At 50.1% G+C, this 23,882-nt stretch carries 14 protein-coding genes; 3 read left to right on the top strand and 11 right to left on the bottom strand.

Features of this window, described 5'->3' with window-relative positions; genetic code table 11:
- Positions 1-10 precede the first annotated feature (10 nt).
- From HB364_RS14360 to HB364_RS14320, 9 genes are all read right to left on the bottom strand, one after another.
- Complete coding sequence (locus HB364_RS14360) at positions 11-2,287, bottom strand: GH92 family glycosyl hydrolase (RefSeq protein ID WP_167288762.1); 2,277 nt, start codon at positions 2,285-2,287, stop codon at positions 11-13.
- 187 nt (positions 2,288-2,474) lie between these two features.
- Complete coding sequence (locus HB364_RS14355) at positions 2,475-3,551, bottom strand: dipeptidase (RefSeq protein ID WP_167288760.1); 1,077 nt, start codon at positions 3,549-3,551, stop codon at positions 2,475-2,477.
- Positions 3,552-3,638: 87 nt separating this feature from the next.
- Positions 3,639-4,757: a D-TA family PLP-dependent enzyme gene (locus tag HB364_RS14350; RefSeq protein ID WP_167288758.1), complete on the bottom strand. Its 1,119-nt coding sequence runs from the start codon at positions 4,755-4,757 to the stop codon at positions 3,639-3,641.
- A gap of 19 nt (positions 4,758-4,776) precedes the next feature.
- Positions 4,777-5,256, bottom strand: a complete 480-nt coding sequence (locus tag HB364_RS14345; protein ID WP_208419955.1) for a RidA family protein — start codon at positions 5,254-5,256, stop codon at positions 4,777-4,779.
- A gap of 11 nt (positions 5,257-5,267) precedes the next feature.
- Positions 5,268-6,584 (bottom strand): gluconate:H+ symporter, encoded by a 1,317-nt coding sequence (locus HB364_RS14340; protein WP_167288756.1) that lies wholly within the window; start codon positions 6,582-6,584, stop codon positions 5,268-5,270.
- Positions 6,585-6,684: 100 nt separating this feature from the next.
- Positions 6,685-8,982 (bottom strand): beta-N-acetylhexosaminidase, encoded by a 2,298-nt coding sequence (locus tag HB364_RS14335; protein ID WP_246228491.1) that lies wholly within the window; start codon positions 8,980-8,982, stop codon positions 6,685-6,687.
- Positions 8,979-10,619 (bottom strand): alpha-L-fucosidase, encoded by a 1,641-nt coding sequence (locus HB364_RS14330; RefSeq protein WP_167288752.1) that lies wholly within the window; start codon positions 10,617-10,619, stop codon positions 8,979-8,981. Before HB364_RS14330 ends, HB364_RS14335 begins: the two co-directional genes overlap by 4 nt.
- Positions 10,620-10,859: 240 nt before the next feature.
- On the bottom strand, positions 10,860-12,407 hold the full coding sequence (locus tag HB364_RS14325) for a SusD/RagB family nutrient-binding outer membrane lipoprotein (RefSeq protein ID WP_208419954.1): 1,548 nt from the start codon (positions 12,405-12,407) through the stop codon (positions 10,860-10,862).
- Between the two features lie 18 nt (positions 12,408-12,425).
- Positions 12,426-15,599: a SusC/RagA family TonB-linked outer membrane protein gene (locus HB364_RS14320; RefSeq protein ID WP_167288750.1), complete on the bottom strand. Its 3,174-nt coding sequence runs from the start codon at positions 15,597-15,599 to the stop codon at positions 12,426-12,428.
- A gap of 218 nt (positions 15,600-15,817) precedes the next feature.
- Between HB364_RS14320 and HB364_RS14315 the strand changes: the two genes are divergently transcribed.
- The 3 genes from HB364_RS14315 (at position 15,818) to HB364_RS14305 (ending at position 21,223) form a co-directional block, all read left to right on the top strand.
- Positions 15,818-16,600, top strand: a complete 783-nt coding sequence (locus tag HB364_RS14315; RefSeq protein WP_167288748.1) for a DeoR/GlpR family DNA-binding transcription regulator — start codon at positions 15,818-15,820, stop codon at positions 16,598-16,600.
- Between the two features lie 139 nt (positions 16,601-16,739).
- A complete protein-coding gene (locus HB364_RS14310) occupies positions 16,740-19,400 on the top strand; it encodes a glycoside hydrolase family 3 C-terminal domain-containing protein (protein WP_167288746.1) in 2,661 nt (886 codons plus the stop codon).
- A 146-nt stretch (positions 19,401-19,546) separates the two neighbouring features.
- A complete protein-coding gene (locus tag HB364_RS14305) occupies positions 19,547-21,223 on the top strand; it encodes an alpha/beta hydrolase-fold protein (RefSeq protein ID WP_167288744.1) in 1,677 nt (558 codons plus the stop codon).
- Between the two features lie 3 nt (positions 21,224-21,226).
- On the opposite strand, the gene HB364_RS14300 is transcribed toward HB364_RS14305, so the two are convergent.
- Both HB364_RS14300 and HB364_RS14295 read right to left on the bottom strand, forming a co-directional pair.
- Positions 21,227-22,543 (bottom strand): MutS-related protein, encoded by a 1,317-nt coding sequence (locus tag HB364_RS14300; protein WP_167288741.1) that lies wholly within the window; start codon positions 22,541-22,543, stop codon positions 21,227-21,229.
- A 28-nt stretch (positions 22,544-22,571) separates the two neighbouring features.
- Complete coding sequence (locus HB364_RS14295) at positions 22,572-23,870, bottom strand: MutS-related protein (protein ID WP_167288739.1); 1,299 nt, start codon at positions 23,868-23,870, stop codon at positions 22,572-22,574.
- Positions 23,871-23,882 lie beyond the last annotated feature (12 nt).

Genomic DNA, 23,882 nt, shown 5'->3' with positions numbered 1-23,882 from the left:
AAAGGGACGCCTATCGCCCATTTGAGTGATGGGCAGCCGCACCCCACCCTGCCGGTTCCTGCTGCAACCAGATCTCCAGCTTGCCGCCCTGCCTGATGAGCGGGTAAGTGAGGAAGTTTTTCGTATATGACTTTCCGTTCAGTATAACCTTGTGAATATAAATAGCCTGGTCGTCCTTTTTATGGCAAACGATCTGCAGTTGCTTGTTGCCAGGCAATTGAATGGTCACTTTGTCAAACAGGGGCGATGACAGCATGTATTCACCGGGCACGGGGTTCAGTGGGTATAGCCCCATAGCGGCCCATATATACCAGGCGCTCATTTGCCCGGCATCATCATTACCACTCAACCCGCCGGGGCCGTCATTGTATTCCTCCCGCAGTATCTGCCTCACAGCCCGCTGTGTTTTCCAGGGAGCAGCCGTATAGTTGTACATAAAGGGTATCTGGTGGCCCGGTTCATTGCCATGCCAGTATTCATCCTTTGCAAACAAACTATCCAGCGCTACCTCCAGTTTGTCTGTACCACCCATCAGCTTCGCTAATCCCGGCACATCCTGGGGAACATAAAAGGTATATTGACGTGGCGTGCCCTCCGTGATATAGGACTCGCGTTTATCGGGATGGAAAGGCGTTACCCACTGACCATTGGCATAACGCCCCCTCACCATGCCTACCGATGTATCAAATACATTCCGGTAGTTGGCAGCACGTTGTTCTAAGATAGTATAATCGTTCGCCTTATTCAGCCCTTTGGCTACCACACTCAAGGCATAGTCATCAAAAGCATATTCAAGCGTGCGGCTCACCTGCTCCTTTTTGTGAAAGGCCTCGGGCACACTATCCTCCATAGGGATATAACCATATTGCAGGTACGAAGGCAGCGCCCTGCGCCCCATACCATTTTTATAGTCCGTTGGATTGGCTGTCTCAAAAGCGTTCTTACGCATTAACCGGTAGGCAGCCTGCACATCATACCCACGGAAGCCTTTGGCATAAGCGCCTGCAATAACAGCGGTACTATGATCACCGATCATGGCAGCGGTATAGCTGTTCCAGCAAGGGAAGATGGGCAACCAACCTCCCTCCTGCCCTTTCAATACGAGGGAACGCACCAGCTCATTGATCATGGCAGGCTGTATTACTTCCAGCAGGGGCAACTGCGCCCGGTAAATATCCCACATGGAGAAATCATCGTAATACTGGCCGGCCACCTTTTTCAGTCCGCCGCTGCCGGCAAAGGCAGGGTAAGTACCATCCACATCACTGAACAAACGGGGATGCTGATAAGCATGGTACAGGGCCGTATAAAAGATACGTTTGTCTTTGTCATGGCCCGTCTCCACCTGTATCCGCGACAAGGCCTTCTCCCACTGTTGCTTTGACTGGGCCACTACCTGCTCAAAATTCCAGCCGGGTATTTCGGCCTGCAGGTTTTTCCGCGCGCCTTCGAGGCTGCTGAAAGAAGTACCTATCCTCAGTCGCAGCTTTTCGCCTTTCTTCATGGCAAAACCTACAAAAGCGCCCATGCCTTTTTGTTCCTGTATGCTCACCGCCGCAAAGCGTTGATCACCGGCATAGGTACCACTACCAGCAATGGCCTTATCTATTTTGATAAAGAACCAGCCATTGAACCCGGCAGGCTTGCCCCATCCCTGGTAGATGCGGTGTACGGGATTGTATCCCCACACCTCGCCCCGTGCAGCATCCACCTGTATAAAACCTTTCGCCTGGTCACTGTTGGGCGTTACCAGGATGTACAAGCTATCATCTTGCTGCAGGGTGAACTGCATCATACCGCAACGCGCGGTAGCAGTTACTGCTGCCACCAGGTGTGCGGCAGGCAGGGTGAGCTGGTAATAAGCCGGTGTAGTTACTTCCTGCTGGTGGGAGAAAACCTGTGCATAGTTATTCACGGTAGTTTGTAAAGCGCCGGTAACCGGCATGATGGTAAAGCTGCCATAGTCCTGCGTGCAGGAACCGCTTAACCAGTGAGAGCCCCGGAAACCGGTGAACAGGGAGTCTTTATAAAAATAAGGAGGTATGCATTTATTTTCTGTGAGCCTTGTTTGCGGGGTAAACTGTGTCATACCAAATGGCAGGCCCACAGCAGGAATGGTATTGGCATTTTTTTCAGAACCGGCCTCGCTGTGCTTTAGAGCGGCCAGCGTAGTGGAAGGCGCCGTACCGGATAGCGGCTGCACGCACTGCAGCAATCCCTGCGCCCGGGTGTAGGAGATGCTGGCTAACAATGCTAATACACTGCAAAGAATAACACGTTTTTTCATATAGCCCATTAATCGTAGACGAATGGTTGTCAAATTGCGTCTTTCCGGGGGATAAAGTGCCGTATCAGATGGCTTTATTTGCGAAACCGATTTCGATTAGTCAACAACAAACTACCGCAGCGTCCTCCCACCTGCTCACCAGGCATGGCGGGGAGAGACACTGCGGAGAATTTAAAACCTGTCAGATCTAAAGGGACTTCCAAGCTTTACGCAGGAAGCGCAGCCAGTTGCCATGCATGATGTTTTCGATATCGGCAGCAGCATAGCCACGTTGGGAAAGTAAGTGGGGTATCTTTTGCAGGTCGGCAATGGTTTCGAGGTCATAAGGGCATTGCTCTTTGCCAAAAGCCCCATCCAGGTCGGTACCGATACCTATGTGCAGCGTATTACCAGCCAACTGGCAAATATGGTCCAGGTGATCAATGAGTTTTTCAAGGTTACATTGCATGGTTTCCGGCATGGATTGTTGCCGCACCCAGTTGGGTACCATCATCCAGGCATCCAGCGCACCACCAATCACTGCCCCTCTTTCAATCAATACTTTTAGCTGCTCATCGCTGAACTGGCGGTTGTGATTGACCAATGCGCGACAGTTATTATGACTGGCCCATACAGGACCCTGGAAAATATCCATCGCGTCCCAAAAAGCATCATCACAGAGGTGTGTGGCATCCAGTATAATGTTCAGGCGATCCATCTCTTTCAATAATAGCTTTCCCTGCTCATTCAATCGTCCCGTAGCATCGGTACCATTGGCATACCGGCCCGGTCCATAATGCGCAGGCCCCACTGCCCGCAAACCATATTGGTAAGCTGTTTCGAGATGTTGCGGCGTAACCAGTGAATCGGCGCCTTCCAGGCTGAGGATATACCCGATGGGCTTTTGCTCATTAGGTTCTCCATTCATCCATAAGGAGAGATGCTGCTCCAATGCTGCTGCATTGTTGATCATGACCATTTCCCCGGCAGCTTCCATGGCTTTGTACCAGGCCACTTGCGCCTGTGTTTGCGCCCATGCCTGTTCGGGTGAATGCCAGCCGGGCAAGGAGTTGCCGGGCGCTACATAACGGGCGATCTGGGTAGCTACTACCAATCCGATATTGCCCTTGCGCAGTTCGGGGAATGCAACAGTACCCTTTGCCCTGTCGGGTTTATCGGTAAGTCCTTCTTCCCGCTCACGAATAGCCATCACAGGCTGCCGCAGGTCGCGGTTCCATTCCATGGCATTCATGCTGAGGTCTAAGTGGGCGTCTATGGTGAACATGGTATTAATAATGGATGGTTATACCGCAGTGCCCTCCCATCCCCCAAGCACGGAAGAATTGCAGGGAGGAACGACTGCGGCAGTAGGTTATATAGTTATCTTCCTGTCACGGGCTACCACTTTCCATTCTTCGATGGCCTCATGGTCTTTGATCACAATGGCCCTTTCATACAAGGCTACCGTAGGGCAGATATGCATGGGCACGCCATACAACACCTCACCAATGGCATAAACAGCCGCATCGGGCACTTTCAACACCAGGTGTTCTTCACTTTGCCCTACTGATGTTGCTTCGGGAGCATTGAGGAAGTACACCCGTGGAAACGGATTTTCCGCGGCTACTGATTTGTGACCAAGATCGGTGCAGATGGTATGCTCATCAATGATGGAGATCACCCGCGTGATCACCAGCGCTGCATAATCAAAAGGCTGCTCCGGCAACTGCTCCTTGTAGCCCCTGTCCCAGAATACAAAGGTGCCGGGACTGCATTCCACGCCTGCCCGGTGCAGGTGCGTGGGAAAGGTGGGTGATCCCCCCGCCACAATGACGGGGGTGATTCCCCACTGCTCCTGTATGGTGGCTGCCAATGCCTGTACGCCGGCAAACGCATTGTCACTTTGTAACTGTCTTTTTACCGGGACTGTTTCTTTGATGTGCCCATCATAAGCATGCAGTCCTGCCGGGTTGATGCCGGGCAAAGCCAGGCAGTACTCAAACAAGTCCAGCGCCTCCTTTCCCGGTGGAATGCCTGTACGGTTCATGCCTACATTCAGGTCGAGCAAAATATCTATTGCTATCTGATGGGCAACGGCTACCTGCGATAAGCTGGCAGCAGCTACCTTGTTATCCACCAGGCAGGAGAAATGCGTGCCGGGATAGGTGGTGATCAAGGCAGCCAGGCGCTGCGCCTTAGGCCCCACCGGCTGGTAGGCCAGCAATACATCCGGCGCCTGCACCTGTGCCAGCATCTCTGCTTCTGCAATGGTGGCGCATTTGAATTTGGTAATGCCTTCTTCCAGCATCAGCCGGCATACTTCTGCTATCTTGTTTGTTTTCACATGCGGGCGCAGCAGGGATATATTGCCCGACAATTGTTTCAGCAAACGGATGTTTTCCTTTATCCTTTCATAGTACAACACCAATGCAGGGGAATCAATACCTGCGATGTTGCTGATGGTGTACCAGGCTGTTGTTGATCTTTCCATAGTGCCCCAAGTTAAGCGATTAATGTAACTCAAACATTGCTTCAATCTCAACAGGAATGTTATCCGGCAGGGAGCCAAAGCCTACTGCACTGCGTACCCCTATCCCATTTTCTTCGCCCCAGATAGCGGCAAACAATTCACTGCACCCGTTGATGATATAGGGATGCCGTTCGAAATCGGGCGTACAATTCACCATGCCCAATATCTTGATCACCCGCTTCACGCTGTCCAGATCGCCTACATGCGTACGGATGGTGGAAAGAATGGTGAGCCCTACCTGCCGGGCAGCCAGCTTCCCTTGTTCCATATCCAGGTCTTTACCGATACGCCCGGTAATCAGCGTTCTGTTGTTGAGTACCGGGCCATGACCTGAGATATACAGGTACTTTCCATCAATTAAAAAAGGTTTGTATACACCCAATGGTGCAGGGGCCGGAGGTAAGCTTAACCCTAACTGTGCAAACTGTTCTTCTGCGCTTTTGATTGTCATGTTCTTCATTGTAAGGTTTTTTATATCCATAAACTTAATATCAATACTCCGATCAGTCCGGCCACAGAAACGATCGTTTCCATTACCGACCAGGTTTTAAGCGTGTTCTTTATACTGAGGTTAAAGTATTCTTTGAACATCCAGAACCCGGCATCATTCACATGCGAGAACATCAGACTGCCTGCGCCTACCGATAATACCATCAGGTTGGGGTCTACCCTGGTTTGCGTTACCAGCGGAGCAACAATGCCCGCCGTGGTTAACCCGGCAATGGTAGCCGAGCCTATACATACCCGTATGATGGCCGCCATGAGCCATCCCAACACCAGCGGATGCAGAGGCCATGTTTGCAAAGCAGCAGCAATATCCCCGCTTACGCCACTATCTGACAGCACCTGTTTCAGGGCGCCCGCACCTGCAATGATGAGCAGGATCATTGCTATGTCTTTCACCGACTCAGCATACAGTTCCATCACTGCTTTCATGGACCGCCCGGTGCCTGTTCCCAATGTAAAGGTAGCCACGATGACCGCCACCAGCATCACGATGGCAGGTTCCCCGGCAAAGGAAAATGCGGCTTTCGCTGCCGGTGAACTATTGACAAAAACATAGGGCAATGCAGTCGTGATCATCAACAAAAATACCGGCAACAACGCAATGACAACACTCATAGTGATGCCCGGTAGTTTGGCCGGATCAATAGGTTTTGGCCGGAAGGTCTGCAAAGGCGTGGACGATACCTTTTTCAGGAGCTGGGAGAACAAAGGGCCGGCAATGATAATAGCCGGGACAGCCACGATAAGGCCATATAACAAAGTAAGTCCCATATTGGCCTTTAGCTGACCTACCAGTGCTACCGGCGAGGGATGCGGCGGCAGGAATCCATGCGTGACCGACAAGGCTGCCAGCATGGGCAAGCCTACATACACTGCCGGCAATTTGAATTCATACACGACCGAGAAGATGAGCGGCACCATGAGTACAAAGCCCACGCCGTAGTAAAGCGGGATGCCAATAATAAAACCGGTGAGCATTAATGCCCATTGCACATAACGGGGACCATAAGCCTTCATGAGCGCCGCCGCTATCCGTTGTGCGGCACCGCTTTCCGCCACCAGTTTGCCCAGCATAGCACCCAGTACAATGATGATGACCAGCGAACCGAGTGTATCGCCCATGCCCTGCTGTACAGCCGTCATGACCTTATTCAATGGCAACTGTAAGAGGATGCCCGCCAGCACAGACACCAACAGGAATGCCAGGAAGGTATTGAGCCTGCCCCAGGTAGTGAGCAGGATGAGTATGATGATACATCCTATTACGATGATAAAAGACATGTGTTGTTTTTTGGTCCGCAGAGTCCTCTTCGAGAGACTCTGCGGGGAACTCTATTTTTTTGTCTTCTCAGCAGCGTCTACTGTAAGGGACGCTGCGTGATCAGTTAATTATGATCTCATCAATCATCAGCAAGGCCTTGCTGCCGGCGCCATACTCCCCTGCGGGGATGATGCCTTTGTTAATGCCTGTTACCTTTATATACCTTGCTTTAACTCCTTTGACTATTGCCCGCACGGTATTGATACCATTGACCGGGAAATTACGTTGCGTAAATAGCTTCCTGTATTGTATCCCATCCTCCGACACTTCGATATTCAATACCACGGGCGCCCATATCCTTTGCCAGTGGTAATTGAGTAAATTCATTTGCAGGGACTGAATGGGTTGAGTTGTACCGAGATCAATCACCGCCTCCAGGTCATCGCCACTGAAACCCAGCCATTGCCCGTCATTGTAGCGGGCACTACCGGCAACGCCATTGACCAGCACAGCCGTACCGGGATTCCATCTTTCCAGGGGTTGATGTGCCACCGTTACGCTGGCGCCGATCCCTTTATGAACCGTAACCGCCTGTTGAAATATTCGCCCCAGCGGTTGCCCGCGCTTATCGAAAGCAAGGGCTTTGAGTATTCCGCTCTTGTTCATCACCACCGGTCCTTTGTATACAGGACTTCGCCCGGTCCGAAGGACTCCTTTGGGAGAAGGTATGCTGTTATCGGTAGTATAATAAATGGCCGCGTCCGGGTAAGGGGTATATAGCGACAATTCAACCGTCCCCTTCAGCGGCCTGACCCTCATACCTACCACTTCATCAAAATTGGTGTAATACGTTACCTGCAATTGTCGCAGTAAAGCTGACTGCCCCCGCAAGCGCTGCAGGAATTGATCATAATTGCGCATAGCCGCAGGCGTCCATGCCAGCTCGGCCAGGGCCATCGCCCGGGGAAAGATCATATAAGTTGCCTGCTGCTCATTCGTATAATATTCACTCCAGGCCTGCCCTTCCACACCTGCGATGTAAGATAATAAGGTATCGGGCAGCGTACCGGCAGGTTGATAATTGTATACTTTGTTCAAGGGTGTATAGTTACCAGCCGCCACCGGCTCTGCTGCCTGGCGCGACTGGTAATAATCAAAGTAGAGATAGCTCTCCGGTGTCATGATCACCCGGTGCTTTTGTTGTGCGGCCGTGATGCCGCCTTCTTCACCGCGCCAGCTCATGACGGTGGCATTGGGTGCCAGTCCGCCTTCCAGTATCTCATCCCAGCCAATGATGTCACGGCCTTTGCTGTTGAGGTATTTTTCTATCCGCTGTATGAAATAAGATTGCAGGTCATGTTCATCTTTCAAGGATAACGCCTGCATGCGTTGCTGGCATTTGGCACAGGCTTTCCACCTTGTTTTAGGACATTCATCCCCACCTATATGAATATAGCGGGAAGGGAAAAGTGACAGTACTTCATCAAGCACGTTCTGTAAAAAAACAAATGTGCTGTCGTTACCGGCACAGAACACCTCCTCAAATACGCCCCAGAAAGTAGCTGTTGCATAGGGGCCGCCTGTGCAGCCGAGTGCAGGCCAGGCCGACAGGGCAGCCAGTGCATGCCCCGGCATTTCAATTTCCGGGATGATGGTAATACCTCGCTGTGCAGCATACTGCACCACTTCTTTTATTTCCTCCTGGGTGTAATAGCCACCATAAGGCTTACCATCAAACCGGTGGGGTGTTTCCTTCTTATGTCCGATCAATGTCTGCGCACGCCAGGCTGCAACGGACTGCAGCCTGGGGTATCGCTTTATTTCTATACGCCAGCCCTGGTCATCGGTAAGATGCCAGTGAAATGTGTTGAACTTATATAATGATAATAAGTCGATGTATTGTTTGATAAAAGCAACCGGGAAGAAATGGCGACTCACATCCAATGCCATACCGCGGTAAGCAAAGCCGGGATAATCGGTAATGGCATAGCCCGGAATGGTTAATGTGTTCTTTGCAGTGGTTTGCCACAGTTGCCGCAGGGACTGGATGCCATGGATGAGGCCGGCGATGTCATGGGCGGCCAATGCGATATGGTCTTTGTTGACCTGCAATGTATAGCCTTCACTTTGCGGAATGGCTGCGGAGTCTATGTATAAGGAAATATAATTGGCGGCAGGTTTTGCAGCGACCAACCTGCATGATTGCTTATAGGATGAAAGATACAGACCAAGCAACCCAGCCGTTCTGTGAAGCGCTGTATCAGGACAATAAATAACAGTAGCAGCGTTAGTCGTAAAGGAATGCCCGGTGCTTTTGATGGATACAGGCATGGGAATGAGCGCAGGCGCCTTTTCAACAGCATCCTGTGCATACAGCACAACCGGCAGCAGTAATATCAATAACCACCCTGTTCTCATTGTTGCCATACTTTTTCATCGCCATTGAATGAGATCCTGTTGTATTCAACGACTGCTTTGTATTCATATTTCTGTCCTTTCTTCAGCCCTCCTATTGTTACTGTAAAGCTGCCGTCGGCCGTTGGTTTTACTGCCCGCGTCTTTATCCAGGGACCGGCATACAGGTCTTCCGTTTGTCCGTTGTACACCCGGTACCAGAAGCCGGCTTTCATCGCAGCATCACCTTTATAATTGAGTACTTTACCCTGCAGCAGAACTGTGGCCGCCGTTGTTTTGGCAGATACCGTTTGTACCTGTACCGGCTGAATGGCTGGCTCTACCTGTTCTATTTTGATCACTACGGGGTTGGGCCAGCGATGGTCATCATAGAGCCGCTGCGCTTTTACTACACTCACCACCAGGCCCGTATCTGTTTGCTGGTATTTACAACCCACATCCTTACCCGGTCTATATTCCTGTATCAGGCTGTTTTGTCCCAGTACGCTGATACGGGTGGCTGCTGTGCTTTTGATCGAATGGAATACCAATGACTTCCGGTCGCCCTCCTTCCAGGCAGCGGCATCCGTTACAAAAGCGTAGACTGTTTTTTTATCAATGGAAGCCGTAAACCAATTGTTGTTTTCGTTGGTGATCACCCAGGGACGTACACTGTCTACCGCTTCTCTGTTCACAAAATACCAGGCGGCCATCTCCCGCAAGCGGTCTTCCTGTTCCTGCGCCATCTCCCCATTGGGTTTGGGACCAATGTTCAGTAAGAGGGAGCCGCCTTTGCTCCTTGCCTCGATCAGTAATTCAATAAGCTGCCTGCCCGATTTGTACCGGTCGTTGGTAGGCTGGTATTGCCAGGCCGTGCCCATGGTAATGCAGGAAAGCCAGGGATCGGTAATGGTAACACCGGGCAGCATTTGCTCTGGTGTTTTGAGCGCCCCCCTGGTGATCAGGATATCCGGTTGTAGTTTCCAGCAGGTTTCTTTGACTATCTCCTTGGGTTCGCCATCAATAAACAAGAGATCAATCTTACCATAATTGGTCATTAACTCCTCACATTGCCGGCGGGTAAAGTCGGTCCACGCTTGTTGAACTTCCTCATTCATTACTACGTTATCACGACTAATGGGTAAGTGATGCCGGTGAAGGAAATGGAAGTCTTCAGGTGAGAAGTAAAAGCCCACCTGCAGGCCGGCCCTCCGTGTAGCTTCCACCCATTCTTTCAGCAGGTCTTTGTGGTAAGGCGTATGCATGATGTTGAAATCTGTCGTCTTGGTATCCCACATACAGAAGCCCGAATGGTGCTTGGTGGTGAACATGATGTATTTCATGCCTGCCAGTTTGGCCAGGGCTGCTATTTCATCGGGATTAAAACGGGCAGGATTGAAAACCTGTGGCAGTTCTGTGAAGTAGCGGTTCACATAATCGGCGGAAGCGCCTACCAGCGAATGACTGATCACGATGCCCAGCGGGGCATCTACACTAAAGTGAATGAACATACCATTGTTGGTATTGCGCAGCCATTCTTCCCGTTCGGGTTTGTTGAGGTTGTAACTGCTGGACTCATCATCGTTGACTACATCCTGGGCGGGAAGGTAGGTGCTTCCCAGGATGCTGATCATTAGTATTAAAAAACGTTTCCCGCTCATGTAACAAGTAAGATTTTACGTTTGCTTCGCAGGCAGATTTCTCACTCCGCTTCGCTTCGTTCGAAATGACAAAAGAGTGTAAGGTCTCCGCTCGAAATGACAAAAGGGTGTTAAATGATAAAAGGGTGTTAAGTCTCCATGCGAAAATGACAAATGAGTGTTAAGGTTAGAAAAAAGGGGCATGGAAATGCCCCCTCCACTTAAAAATCGCTAATGTATGAGAAAAACTACGGTCCTCTCCTATTGTTTGTCCCACCAAACCCTCGTCAACAGGTCATCGGCGCCTTGCCTTTCAATGGCCTCATTGTAAGAAGTCCTGTTGAGGGTTTGTTCTAAAATGGGATACAGGAGCCTCCGGAAGATCTTACCACCGGTGGCATTGCCCGCGTAATTATTGGGCACCAGGGCAGGATAGCCCGTTCTCCTGTAATTGTTGTATACTTCCTGTGCATCCGGAAAAATACCTACCCAAAACTGGTTATAGACCTGTTCCGTTTGCACCGCTATGGAAGCACTGGTAGCGAGTGCATGCGCCCCTACATAACTGTCAATCCGGCCGCCATCAATGGTTCCTGTTGTACCACTGATCAGGTCCCACTGCTTCATCGCTGCCCGGATACCTTTTTCGTATACCGCAGCGGCTGTTTCGGCCGTATACCAATTTCGCAAAGCGGCTTCCGCCAGTAAGAAATTGGCTTCTGCCACCGTGAATAACAACAAAGGCGCATCCACACGCAGTACGGTGGTTTGTTTGGGCTCTGAATAAGTAACAAAATCGGGGGGCTTGTTACCATTGATATTGGAAGCCATGCCCTTTTGAATGCTTTCCGTGGAATTGGCTACCCCGTTTACATATACAACAGCAAGCACACTTAACCGCGGATCGTTATTGGCCTTGAGCGAATCAATAAATACTTTTTGGTATTTACCACCTTCGGTATTGTTGAAGCCATCAGCCCGGATGTAGTTATCATTCAGCAATTGCCAGGCAATGGGATTCTTATTGATGTTCTGGCCCGATGAAGTATAGCTCATTTTGGCAATGTCTGCATACTCCCTGATCACCCCGCCGGCAATGGCCTTGGTTACCCAGGTTTGTGCAACTGCGGCATCTCTTTTAGTGAGCCGCATGCCCAACCGCAGCATTAATGAATAAGCAAATTTTTTCCATTGCCCGGTATTGCCCTGGTATATAAGATCGGAAACACCGAAGGTAGTGGTATTGGAAGCGTTGAGACTGGTAGCAGCTTCTTCCAGTTCCTTCAGCATATCGGCATAGATGGCGCTTTGCGCATCGTATTTGGGCTGGAAGATAGAAAGGTTATACCCCTGCCCTGCTTCGGAATAAGGAATATCGCCGTACACATCGGTGAGGCGGCTGAAGCAGTACACGCGCCAGATGCGCGCTACTGCATACAGGTTGACCTTGGCCGGATCATCTTTCACTGCCTTGATCACCTCACCGATCTCATTGATCTGGTTGGGAAAGGCAACCGTAAAAAAGGCAGAAGACAGATTGACCTGCGAGGCCGTATACTTGGACCCAAAGCCTTCCACATCATTGTAACTGGTGGTATACTGCATGGTGCCGAACAAAAGCTTGCCGGTATTGGCGCTGTTGGCAGCGCCATCATACAAGGCTTTGCTGAATATGTATTGCGGAGTGGGCGTTGTTACCGCGTTGGGATTCGTATTGATCTCCTCAAAATCCTTTTCACAGGATGGCAGCAGAGCGGCAAAAAACGCCAATGGTAAGAAGCCGGTATATTTTAGCATGGATAGTTTCATCACGATTGCTTTAAGTGATTAAAATTTGAAGGCAAGGTTCACACCGAAAGAACGGGTGCGGGGTAAGCCGATAGACTCAATACCCTGTGCAGCACCATTCGTTAAACTTTGCTCGGGATCGAAGTTGTCTGTTTGCTTGTAAAGCGTCAGCAGGTTACGACCCACCAGCGATACACTGGCCGACTGTACACCTATTGATTTCAGGAAGCTGTCGGGCAAACGGTAAGAGAGGATCACCTGGCGCAGTTTTACGAAGCTGGCATCATGCACGAAGAGTTCGGTATACCTGTTCAGGTTGTTGTAATAAGCGGCGCGCAGGTTGGCTACCGGCACAGTATAGGAATATTTAGCGCCCGCTTGTGTCACCCCTTCCAGCAAGAGGCCATTCTCCCTACCCGGCAAGGTTGTTTTCAGCAGACCCAAACGGGTAGCGTATACTTCCATTACAGAAAAGATGCTGTTGCCGAATTTACCATCTACCAATATATCCAACGTGAAGTTTTTGTACCTGAACTCATTGCTAAAGCCCATGGTAAGCGGTGGTACACCTTTGCCCAACTCCTGGTTGTTGTTGGTTTGCATGGGCAGGTTGGAATTGGGATCGAAGATGATATTACCTGCGGCATCCCGCAGCTTACGGAAACCATAGATAGCGCCGTAGGTATTGCCCACCTGGTTGTTGATAAAGGCATTACCGTTGGCAGAGTTACCCAGCGAGAAGGTGCTGATGCCATCCGCCAGTTTCAACACTTCGCTCTTATTGTAGGCAAAGTTGAAGCTCGTATTCCAGCTAAAACCCTTCTTCTTTATAGGTGTGACATCCAGGAGGAATTCTATCCCTTTATTACTCAACTCGCCGGAGTTGAGGATGGCATAGTTGTAACCGGAGGCTACAGAGATCGGCACGGTTACGATGTCATCCGATGATTTACGATCATATACGGCAACATCAACTCCCAAACGGCCGCCGAAGAGCTGCGTATTAAAACCCACTTCAATGGTGGTAGAAGTAAAGGGCTTAAGGCTGGTATTGGTAATGGAATTGACATTAGGAATGTTAACAGAAGAAGCCGGGCTAACATTCTGCAGGGGTACCGAACTGGCGCTGGGCACACTGCTGTACGAAAGATTGATGGCATAAGGATCAGGACCGCCGCCACCTACCTGCGCCCAGGAAGCTCTCAGTTTCACCTGATCGAAAACAGCCGGCAGGTTCACCGCATCAGAAAGAATGAAACTGGTCCCCACACTTGGATAGAAGACCTTGTTGTTGGCGGGGCTCAGGGTAGAGAACCAGTCCTGGCGGCCCGTGGCAGTCAGGAACAGCAGCCCCTTGTAATCCAGGTCAATGGACCCGAATACAGAGTTGGTTTTAATATTGTTGGCAACAGGGGTTGCAGATGAAGTGGAGAGATTGGAAAAGCTGTAAAAGTAAGGTGTTGTAAACCCTTGCCCGAAAAAGTTGAACTCATCCGTTTTGTACCGGCGGGTATTGGCGCCTGCCAATACGGTGAGACCTATTTGATTCTTGAATGTTGTTTTATAGGTACCGGTGATCATGCTGTTGGTTTCCGATACATCTGATTTGATGCCCTCATATTGTCCCAGCGGTATGTATTGTGTACCGGTAGGCAATACGCTGGAGAAGTTGTAATTGTAGAAATCCCTGGTAATCGTCCCCTTCACTGTCAGGTTCTTTAGGACATCATAGGAAATAGTTGCCTGCCCGATGAACCGGTTCTTCGTATCGGTTTGTTTAAACTTATTAATAACGAAGTAACTGTTGGTTACGATACCTGCATCATTCCACAGGATCTCATTGCCGCTGGCATCATAACCGGGGCTCAGCCAACGTATATCAACCGTGTTGGCTACTTCATAAGGCGTCCAGTTGGGATTGCCCAGGGCATCACCGGCAATCGGCCGGTTATTGCCTTTTTCGATATTGTATTGTATGACCGATTCCAGCCTCAGGCGGTCACTGAGTTTGGCGGAAAGGTTCAGGTTGGCTGTTTTCCGGTTATAGGTATTGGTAGGTAATATGCTCTTGGCATTCAGGTCGGATAAAGAAAACCGGTAAATAATGGCATCATTGCCACCAGAGAGGGCTACAGTATTGGTAAACGTAGTACCTGTTTGATAGAAATGTTTCAGGTTGTCTTTTTGCGCTACATAAGGATGCGTCTTTCCATCAGCAGCCATATAATCGGTTGAACCGTCAATCTTCGCCCCGAAGGAACGCCGTCCTGTAGTTTGCGCCGCTGATATATCAGTGGGCTTCACACCACCATCACCCTGTCCATACTCATATTGATAATCGGGAAACATGGCTACTTTTTCCATGGTGAGCGTACCATTGTATTCCACACCAATGCCCTTCTGCGCCCGGCCCTTCTTGGTGGTGATGAGGATGACACCGTTGGCGCCGCGTGAACCATACAGGGCTGCCGCTGCTCCGCCTTTTAATACAGAGATGGACTCTATATCATCCGGGTTGATGGCAGCAATACCGTCGCCACGGTCAGTGGCCTGCTTAAGCCCAAATCCATTGGGCGTTGAGCTTCCGCCTGGCGTGCTGTTATCGATGGGCATACCATTGATCACATACAGCGGTTGGCTATTACCGGTAAGGGAACCATTACCCCTGATGATGACCCTGCTGGACCCGCCCGGACCGGTAGACAAACCGGTAGCATTTACGCCTGCAATTTTACCGGTCAATGCATTGGCCACATTGTTCTCACGGGCCTGGGTAAATTCACTACCATCCACTTCTGTCATGGCATAAGTAACGGACTTCCTTGATTTTTTGATACCCAAAGCAGTTACCACCACATCAGTCAGTACGGCCCCGCTGTCTTTTTGCAACTGAATATCTACGGTGGTTTGACCTGCCGCTACAGCAACCGTACGGGTCGCAAATCCAATAGAGCTGATGATCAGTTCTATATTACCTTGTTTGTTGGCAGCAGGAACCTTGAGGGAAAAAAAGCCGGCATTGTCGGTGGTGGTCACTACCCTTTTGTTGGCGGCCAATGTTACCGTGGCGCCTGGTACGGCATCATTGCCACTTTTCACCGTACCGGTTACAGGAACCGGATCGCCGGCAGCCTGTCCAAAGCCGGCAAGTGCGGCAGCCAGGTGGAAGACTGCGCCTAATAGAAGGAGCTTCGTTGATGGAATTTTCGTCATGAGCGTTAGTTATTGGTAGAGCGTTAACAAATTGCAAAGCCTAGCCAAACCTATGCAAATTTTACAAATACTGCAAATAATATGCAGAAAATATTCCTATATTTTGCAAATACTGCCAAATAAAGGCCGAAATACAATCCCATAAATGTTGTATAATTGCAAAAATTGCAAAGGCCTGATAGGTTCCAGAACCCAGGTTTTGCCCGAAACTTAAGCGCATGTCAGATAACCAGCAACAGCCACCTATGCCCGTGGCACTGCAAAAGAAGGAAAGGAAACAATTGATCATTAAACAGGTAAATATTCATACACGCCTGCTATTTGCCGACCTGGTAAAGCTGATCGATGTCTCGGAAGATACCATCCGGCGCGATGTGAATGAACTGGCGGAAGAGGGACAGCTTATCCGGATCAAGGGCGGGGCCATGTCGGCCGCCTACCATATTGGCGATGACTCAAAGACTTATTCCCGCAATAATAAACTGGTGATTGCCGATAAAACCGTCAGCCTGCTGAAGGATGATATGATCGTGCTGATCGGCGGCGGCACTACCATCCGGGAGTTTGTTAAAAAGATCCCCAATACCTTACGGGCTACTTTCCTTACGGTGAATCCTCTCACCGCCGTGGAGTTGCTGGACAAGCCCATGATCAAAACGATCATGATCGGCGGGCAGATCTCTGCCTACAGTCAAATGACAGTAAGCGGTGAAGTGTTTGAATACCTGGCCAATATTAAAGCAGACCTTTGTATTGTAGGGATCAATGCCATTGATGCCGAAGGTGGCCTTACCGACTCTGACTGGGAAACGATCCAGGTAAAGAAAGCGATGATCAAAGCCGCTGAGAAAGTAGCGGTACTCACTATTTCTGAAAAGCTGAACTCGGTGATGCAGATGAAGATTGCCGATGTGGCGGATATTGATTACCTGGTTACAGAACTGCCGCCGGAAAGTGACGTGTTGCAGGGATACAGGATGAAGGACCTGACGATATTATAGGTGTATCTATAAAGTTTTTGATCAATATATGTAATGGCATGTTATTTTTGCTGCCTGTTATCATGTGTTCTGCCTGCCTGTGATTTTTGGTACCTTCCTGTGAGCTTTTACTGATCATTTAAACTTGTGACCAACTGGTATGAGAACATCCCCACTGCTTTTAGCTATTTTCTTTTTGTGCACCAGCCTCTCTGTCTTTTCACAAACTATATTGCCTTATAAAGATGCCCGCCGGCCTGTTGATGAACGGGTGAAGGACCTGCTGGGCAGGATGACGATTGAAGAAAAGTTCTGGCAATTGTTCATGATCCCCGGCGACCTGGACAAAGCTGCTCCCCAGCAATACCGGCATGGTATTTTCGGTTTCCAGGTGAGCGCGGGCGCACAAGGCGATGCCGGTGGCCAGTTGCTGAGTTACAGGACTACCGAAAATGCGTTGACACTGGTGCAAAAGATCAACCGGATGCAAAAGTATTTTGTTGACAGCAGCAGGCTGGGTATTCCCATTATTGCTTTTGATGAAGCCCTGCATGGCCTGGTGCGTGATGGCGCTACTTCCTTTCCGCAGGCTATTGGATTAGCTGCTACCTGGGATACGACGCTGATGCGGCAGGTATCCACGGCCATTGCTACAGAAACCAAGGCCCGCGGCATCCGCCAGATATTAACGCCGGTAGTGAATATTGCCAGTGATGTACGCTGGGGCCGGACAGAAGAAACGTATGGGGAAGATCCCTTCCTCACTTCAGAGATGGGTGTCGCCTTTGTATCGCCCTTTGAGCAAACCAATATTATTACTACGCCCAAACATTTCCTGGCGAATGTAGGCGATGGCGGACGCGACAGCTACCCTATCCATTTCAATGAACGCCTGCTGGAAGAGATTTATCTCCCTCCCTTCAAAGCCTGTTTTGAAAGAGGTGGTTCCCGCTCGGTAATGACAGCCTATAATTCACTGGATGGGCGCTCCTGCTCTTCCAACAGTTGGTTATTACAGGAAAAGCTGAAGAAGGAATGGAACTTCCAGGGCTTTGTGATTTCCGATGCCAGCGCTGTGGGAGGCGATATTGTATTGCATTATACCGCTACTGATTATGCCGATGCGGGTAAGAATTCCATCAACAACGGACTGGATGTGATCTTCCAAACGAGTTATGACCATTACAAGTTATTCATCCCTTCTTTCCTCGATGGCCGGGCCGACAGCAACCGCGTGAATGAAGCCGTAGCCAGGGTACTGAAGGCGAAGTTTGAACTGGGGCTTTTTGAAAACCCTTATGTACCGGAAGCCGCCGCCGCACAACTGCTCCATAACACGGCACACAAAGCACTGGCCAGGAAAGCAGCGCAGGCATCGCTGGTATTGCTGAAGAATGATAAAAACGTTTTACCCTTCCGGTCTTCCGTAAAGACCATCGCCGTGATCGGGGAAGAAGCCAAAGCAGCCAGACTGGGTGGCTATAGTGGACCCGGCAATGGCAAGATCAATATACTGGATGGCATTCAACAAAGGGCCGGCAATGTCATTAAAGTATTGTATGCTGCAGGAGCCGGCATCCAAGCAGATGAGTATGTAGTGGTACCAGGAAAATATCTCTCGCATAATAATAAGCCGGGCTTGCAAGCTGAATATTTCAACAATCTTACTTTAAGTGGAACGCCTGTAGTGACGAGGACAGATGGGGCCATTGATTTCCGCTGGACATTGTACGCTCCTGACCCGACAATTAACCTTGATTTTTATTCGGCCCGGTGGACAGGTACTATCCAATCGCCCCAAACCGGCACTTTTAAGATAGGACTCGAAGGCAATGACGGCTACCGGCTGTATGTGAATAATAAGCTGGTAGTGGACAACTGGAAAAAACAGACTTATCAAACTTTAACCGGTAATGTGTTTTTGGAAAAAGGAAAACAATATCCTATCCGGGTTGAGTTTTTTGAACCGGCCGGCAATGCCCACTTGAAGCTGGTATGGAATGCCGGCGTAGTGAATGACCGCGCTAAAAAGATACAGGAAGCAGTGGCTGCTGCCCAAAAAGCCGATGTAGCTGTTATCACAGCCGGCATACACGAAGGGGAATTCCAGGACAGGGCCATGCTGGGCTTACCCGGCTACCAGGAAGAACTGATCAAAGCGGTAGCTGCCACCGGCAAACCCGTGGTAGTGGTGCTGATCGGCGGCAGCGCCATTACGATGAGCAACTGGATGCCTCGTGTACAAGGCATTGTGGATGCCTGGTATCCCGGTGAAGAAGGCGGCCATGCGGTGGCAGATGTGCTGTTTGGCGATTATAACCCGGCAGGCCGGCTGCCCATCACTTTCCCGGTGCACGAAGCGCAACTGCCCCTGGTGTATAACCACAAGCCTACCGGCCGGGGCGATGATTATTATAATTTGAGTGGCCAGCCTTTGTTCCCCTTTGGCTTTGGCCTGAGCTATACCCATTTCGAATACAGCAACCTGCGGCTGGATAAAAAGGTGATTGGAGCGGGCGCCTCCACCACAGCACGATGCACGATTAAGAATACCGGCAAGCTGGCGGGTGATGAAGTGGTGCAATTGTATATCAGGGACCTGCTGGCTTCTGTGTCAAGGCCCGTGCTGGAGTTAAAAGGTTTTCAACGCATCCACCTGGAGCCGGGTGAAACCAAAGAAGTGAGCTTTTCCATCACCCCTGCCCTGCTACAGATGCTGAACAAGGAATTGAAAACAGTAGTAGAGCCCGGCGATTTCAGGATCATGATCGGAGCTTCTTCGAGAGACCTGCGACTGAAGGAGACGCTGACGGTGGAGTGAGCGGCAATCGGCAGTCGGCAATGCGAGTACGTAAGAAGGCTGTTTGGGTGACAAGCATAGAGGCTGTCCGATTAGTACAATTTTTTCTGTTGCCTCCCTCCTTTCTTTGCGGTGTAGCCGGCTTATAAAAGCCGGAATGAAGCACCATGAAAAGTCTATTGCCTTTTATCTGCCTGCTTTTCACCGTATATGTCCAGGGACAATCCTACCAGCAGCTTACAGACAGCGCCTGGACGATCATGCGGCAGGCCACCGACAGCGCCACCAGGCAGGCTATGCAACAAAAAGCCCTCGACTTGTATGAAAAGGCCTTCTCCCGGTTTCCCCGCGAAAAAGATGGTGTTTCCTTGTACAAAGCAGGCTACCTGGCCGGTGTGCTGGAGAAAAAAGAGGCGGCTTTCAACTACCTTGAACAAGCCGTTGACAAACAGGAATGGGGCATTGTGCTCGGCAGGTATGCCAATAATGAGTTTGCCAACCTGGTCCATGACGAACGATGGAAGCAACTGCTACAAAAAGCAACCCATAATAAGACAGCTTTTATCCGCGCCCTGTTGCAGTATCAGCAAGGCCTGGAAAAACAAGCCATGGACAAGCGTATACCGATCAATGCTACTGACAATGGCCAGGCCATCTATCAAAAGATACGCGCCTATAATCAGTTCCCGGCTATCGGCAAGCAGGCCGTGTCCATGAGCCTGCCGCTGCATGATTCTGTAACCACACCTTACCTGGTATATCTGCCTCTTCATTATAATCCGAAGCAATCTTATCCATTGCTGTTCTTCCTACATGGTGGCGTCAGAAACACTACCAGCTTTCCGGATTATACCGATGCCAGTTGGGGCGAAGGCTGGAACCGTTTTTATACCCAATATGCTACGGCCAATAACGTGATCATGGTGTACCCCAATGGCAACCGCCGGTACAACTGGATGACCCCCGATAGCGGTTTCTTCATGGTGCCGGAAATCCTGCGCCGGGTAAAACAGCTTTTCAATGTTGACGATAACCGTATATTCATCAGCGGTCATTCCAATGGCGCTTCCGGTTCTTTTGCCTATCTCCTGAAGCAACCTGCACCCTTTGCCGGCTTTTTTGGTTTCAATACCAAACCCAAGGTGTTTACCGGTGGTACGTTTATCCGGAATATCCTGAACCGCTCGTTCATGAATGTTTCCACCGATGAAGATTATTATTTTCCACCTGCGGCCAATGATACGCTCAGCGCCCTGATGCGCAGGATCGGCGCCGATTACCAAGACTACCGCTTTAATGGTTTCCCGCATTGGTTCCCGGCATTTGATACCTCCGAAGGGGCGTATAAAACCATCTTCCACCGCGTAACCACCACGCAACGCAATCCGTTGGCTACCGAACTGTACTGGGAATGCGATGATACACGCTATGGCACCTGCGACTGGTTGCAGATAACCGGACTGGACACGACAGGCCATCGTGCACCCTGGCACGATTCCTTGAACTTCACGATTCACGAATGGAAAAATTATAATGACAAGGACAGTCTGATCACGCTGGATACACTGGCGTATGCTTTTAGTTTTCCCCGCCGCTCAGGCGCTGTAAAAGCACAGTATGCCAACAATATTTTTAGCCTGGAAACATCACAGGTAAAAAGCCTACGCATTCGCATTTCCCCTGATATGGTTGATATCACCCGCCCGGTGATCGTTCGGGTGAATGGCAAAGAAGCTTTCAAAGGGAAAGTGCAGTATAATAAGGCTTTTATCCTGGATCATTTCAACGCCACTGCCGACAGGAAAACGATATGGATTGATAAGGTGGATGTGGTAGTACGATAGCTTCTATTCCCCTATCAGCTCCAGTATTCCCTCATTGCGTATGATCATCATGCCCTGGCGGTCTTCCGTAATACCCTCCTGCAGCTTGTAGGTATAACGGGGATGCGCGCCTTCCATCACTGTAGGCATGTACACGCAGTGAATATTGCTATGGCCCTTCAACACCTCCCCTACTTCAATAATATGTGTGGATACGATGAACAAACATTCCCTGTATTCGGCAAATGCCTCCGTTACCGCCAGCGTACCATCATAAGCATCTTTTACGTTGGTGCCCTTGAATAACTCGTCGAACATCAATAGTAATCTTTTACCACTGCTGGTAGCTTCTGCCGCCTGCTTTACCCTTATCACTTCTGCATAAAAATGACTGTAGCCGAGGCTGATGTTATCCGCTACGTTGATAGAAGAGTACAGCCCTTCCCGGACTGAAAAATCCATGCTTGCAGCCGCCACCGGGAATCCCATATGCGCCAGGTAGAGGGCGATACCTACCGATTTCATCCAGGTAGACTTACCCGCCATATTGGCCCCTGTTAAGAACATCACATTTCGCTGTTGATGCAGTGACAGGTCATTACCCACAGCGTTTTTTATACCGGGATGATAAAGTCCCCTGGCCTGCAGGATATTTTTCTCCGGCGGGAATGCCTGTGCGTACATGAACCCCCGGGCACCTGCCACATCACTCACGGCGATATATACATCCAGTTCGTAAATGAAGGATAAAATACGTTCCATATCCTCCTGGAGCTTTCCTTTCAGTATGTGTTCGTAAAAAGCGATGTCTTTTACCGGCAGCGCTGTATAGATGTCTATGTTGCGCAACTTCTCCAGTTGCTTATCGGACAATAATTTCCTGACGGCCTCTATACGGGTCCTATAGGCACCCGCAGGAAATTGGATCATTTCCAGCAAAGCATAACATTTGCTCAGGGTAACGATGGTTGCCTGCAGGCCCTGTATCATTTTCCGGTACCGCTCATCGCGGGTTAAGCCGGCCAGCACTTTCTTAATCACCGTGCCAGACAAAGTAACCAGTACATTGTTGCCTGTTCCTGCATCGAGGTATTCCCGCATGGCGCTGATCTCCTGTGCATCGAAAGGGAAAACGAGCTGCGCCTGCTGAAAGAATTGCAAGGTGCTGCTACGCTCATTGATGGCAGCGGCATTGTCCAGCGGTGTACGGAACATACTGTCGAGTAACTGCTCACCGCCCCGCGTTTTTACCTGGTTGAACAGGCTGTATACCGATCCCTGTCTGAATTTGCCCAACAGGTTCAGCTCTTCCAGTGTTTGCGCATCTATACTAAAGCTCATGGTTGTTGTACTTTTTTAATGCTGGTGATTAACCGGCTTTGCGCCCATTTTTCAGCGTATCGAGAATACCTTCGTTCCTGATGATGATCATGCCATGCCGGTCATCGGTGATACCCTGCTCCAGCGTATAGGTGTATTCAGGCTTGTGACCATTCATGCGTGTAGGCAGGTAGAGGAAGCCAATGTCATTTCGTTGCTTCAGTGCTTCCCCGGCCTCCACGATGTGGGAAGAGATGATGAACATACTGGTCTTTTTCCGGGCGAAGGCATGGGTGATGGCCACCGTAGCCTCCTGCGCATCTTTTACATTGGTGCCGCGGAATAGCTCATCAAATACAACAAATAATGACTTGCCCTGACTTAACTCTGTAGCTACCTTTTTTACCCGTAACACTTCAGCATAAAAATGACTCGCGCCAATACCGAGGTTATCGGGCAGGTTGATGGTGGTATAAATGCCGTCCATCACCGAAAACTCCATGGCGGCAGCCGCTACGGGAAAGCCCATGTGCGCCAGGTACACCGCTGTGCTCACCGAACGCAGGAAGGTAGATTTACCGGCCATGTTGGCCCCGGTCAGGAATATAACATGCCGACCGGGGTTCATCAACATAGTGTTGCTAACGGGCTCTTTCAGTTCCGGGTGATACACACCTTCCAGTTTTAATACACACTGTCCTTTCTCCAGGGTTTGGGGAAAAATGAATTTACGTTCAATAGCCACTTTTGCCACCGACAGGTATACATCAAGATGATAGATATGCTTCAGCAATTGCTCTATTTTGGGGTATTCGCGCACCCTGAAGAGGTTGTCATACGCGGCAACGGCCGTATACGGCAGCTTGCCTTTTCCTTTTTCACGGAGGGCAGGTTCAAATGCCGGATGGGCCAGCAGCGATGCCATGGCTTCCCGCTCTGCTGCGTAAGCAGCTATGTCTTTAACGGCCTGCGCTTCTATGAACTCCCTGCTGTGGTGCAGCAACTCTATCACTGATAACACGCCCTGTTGTATTTCCTTCTCACCGGGCGGGTGCTGGTGACGGGCATTTTTCGCCTGTTCCTCCGCCTCCTTTATGTACTTCTCCGCGGTATCTATCACGGCTGCGGGGAAAGGAAAGGGCTTGTTCAACCGGGCAAAGTGGCCGATGATACTGCTGCGTTGGGTGATGGCGTCCCTATCTGCCAAAGGACGCAGGAACATCTCTTTCAGGATCGTTTCTCCGCCGCGGGTATGTGTTTGGTTGTACAGCTCAAAGATGCCGCCGCTGTTGCGCCTGCCAAATATGCCTAAATCGCTGATCGTTTGCTCGTCTGTATGGAGCGCCATGGTTATCCTGTT

It is taken from the genome of Paraflavitalea devenefica, assembly GCF_011759375.1.
In the GTDB taxonomy this organism is placed as follows: Bacteria; Bacteroidota; Bacteroidia; order Chitinophagales; family Chitinophagaceae; genus Paraflavitalea; species Paraflavitalea devenefica.
The sequence above is the reverse complement of the archived record's forward strand: the minus strand, read 5'-3'. Positions and strand labels throughout refer to the sequence as shown.

Bases quoted from the DNA above. Each gene is read 5' to 3' on its own strand.
- HB364_RS14325 (WP_208419954.1), bottom strand. From the start codon at position 12,407: ATGAAACTATCCATGCTAAAATATACCGGCTTCTTACCATTGGCGTTT.
- HB364_RS14315 (WP_167288748.1), top strand. From the start codon at position 15,818: ATGTCAGATAACCAGCAACAGCCACCTATGCCCGTGGCACTGCAAAAG.
- HB364_RS14360 (WP_167288762.1), bottom strand. From the start codon at position 2,287: ATGAAAAAACGTGTTATTCTTTGCAGTGTATTAGCATTGTTAGCCAGC.
- HB364_RS14295 (WP_167288739.1), bottom strand. From the start codon at position 23,870: ATGGCGCTCCATACAGACGAGCAAACGATCAGCGATTTAGGCATATTT.
- HB364_RS14320 (WP_167288750.1), bottom strand. From the start codon at position 15,599: ATGACGAAAATTCCATCAACGAAGCTCCTTCTATTAGGCGCAGTCTTC.
- HB364_RS14330 (WP_167288752.1), bottom strand. From the start codon at position 10,619: ATGAGCGGGAAACGTTTTTTAATACTAATGATCAGCATCCTGGGAAGC.
- HB364_RS14350 (WP_167288758.1), bottom strand. From the start codon at position 4,757: ATGGAAAGATCAACAACAGCCTGGTACACCATCAGCAACATCGCAGGT.
- HB364_RS14310 (WP_167288746.1), top strand. From the start codon at position 16,740: ATGAGAACATCCCCACTGCTTTTAGCTATTTTCTTTTTGTGCACCAGC.
- HB364_RS14340 (WP_167288756.1), bottom strand. From the start codon at position 6,584: ATGTCTTTTATCATCGTAATAGGATGTATCATCATACTCATCCTGCTC.
- HB364_RS14335 (WP_246228491.1), bottom strand. From the start codon at position 8,982: ATGAGAACAGGGTGGTTATTGATATTACTGCTGCCGGTTGTGCTGTAT.
- HB364_RS14305 (WP_167288744.1), top strand. From the start codon at position 19,547: ATGAAAAGTCTATTGCCTTTTATCTGCCTGCTTTTCACCGTATATGTC.
- HB364_RS14345 (WP_208419955.1), bottom strand. From the start codon at position 5,256: ATGAAGAACATGACAATCAAAAGCGCAGAAGAACAGTTTGCACAGTTA.
- HB364_RS14300 (WP_167288741.1), bottom strand. From the start codon at position 22,543: ATGAGCTTTAGTATAGATGCGCAAACACTGGAAGAGCTGAACCTGTTG.
- HB364_RS14355 (WP_167288760.1), bottom strand. From the start codon at position 3,551: ATGTTCACCATAGACGCCCACTTAGACCTCAGCATGAATGCCATGGAA.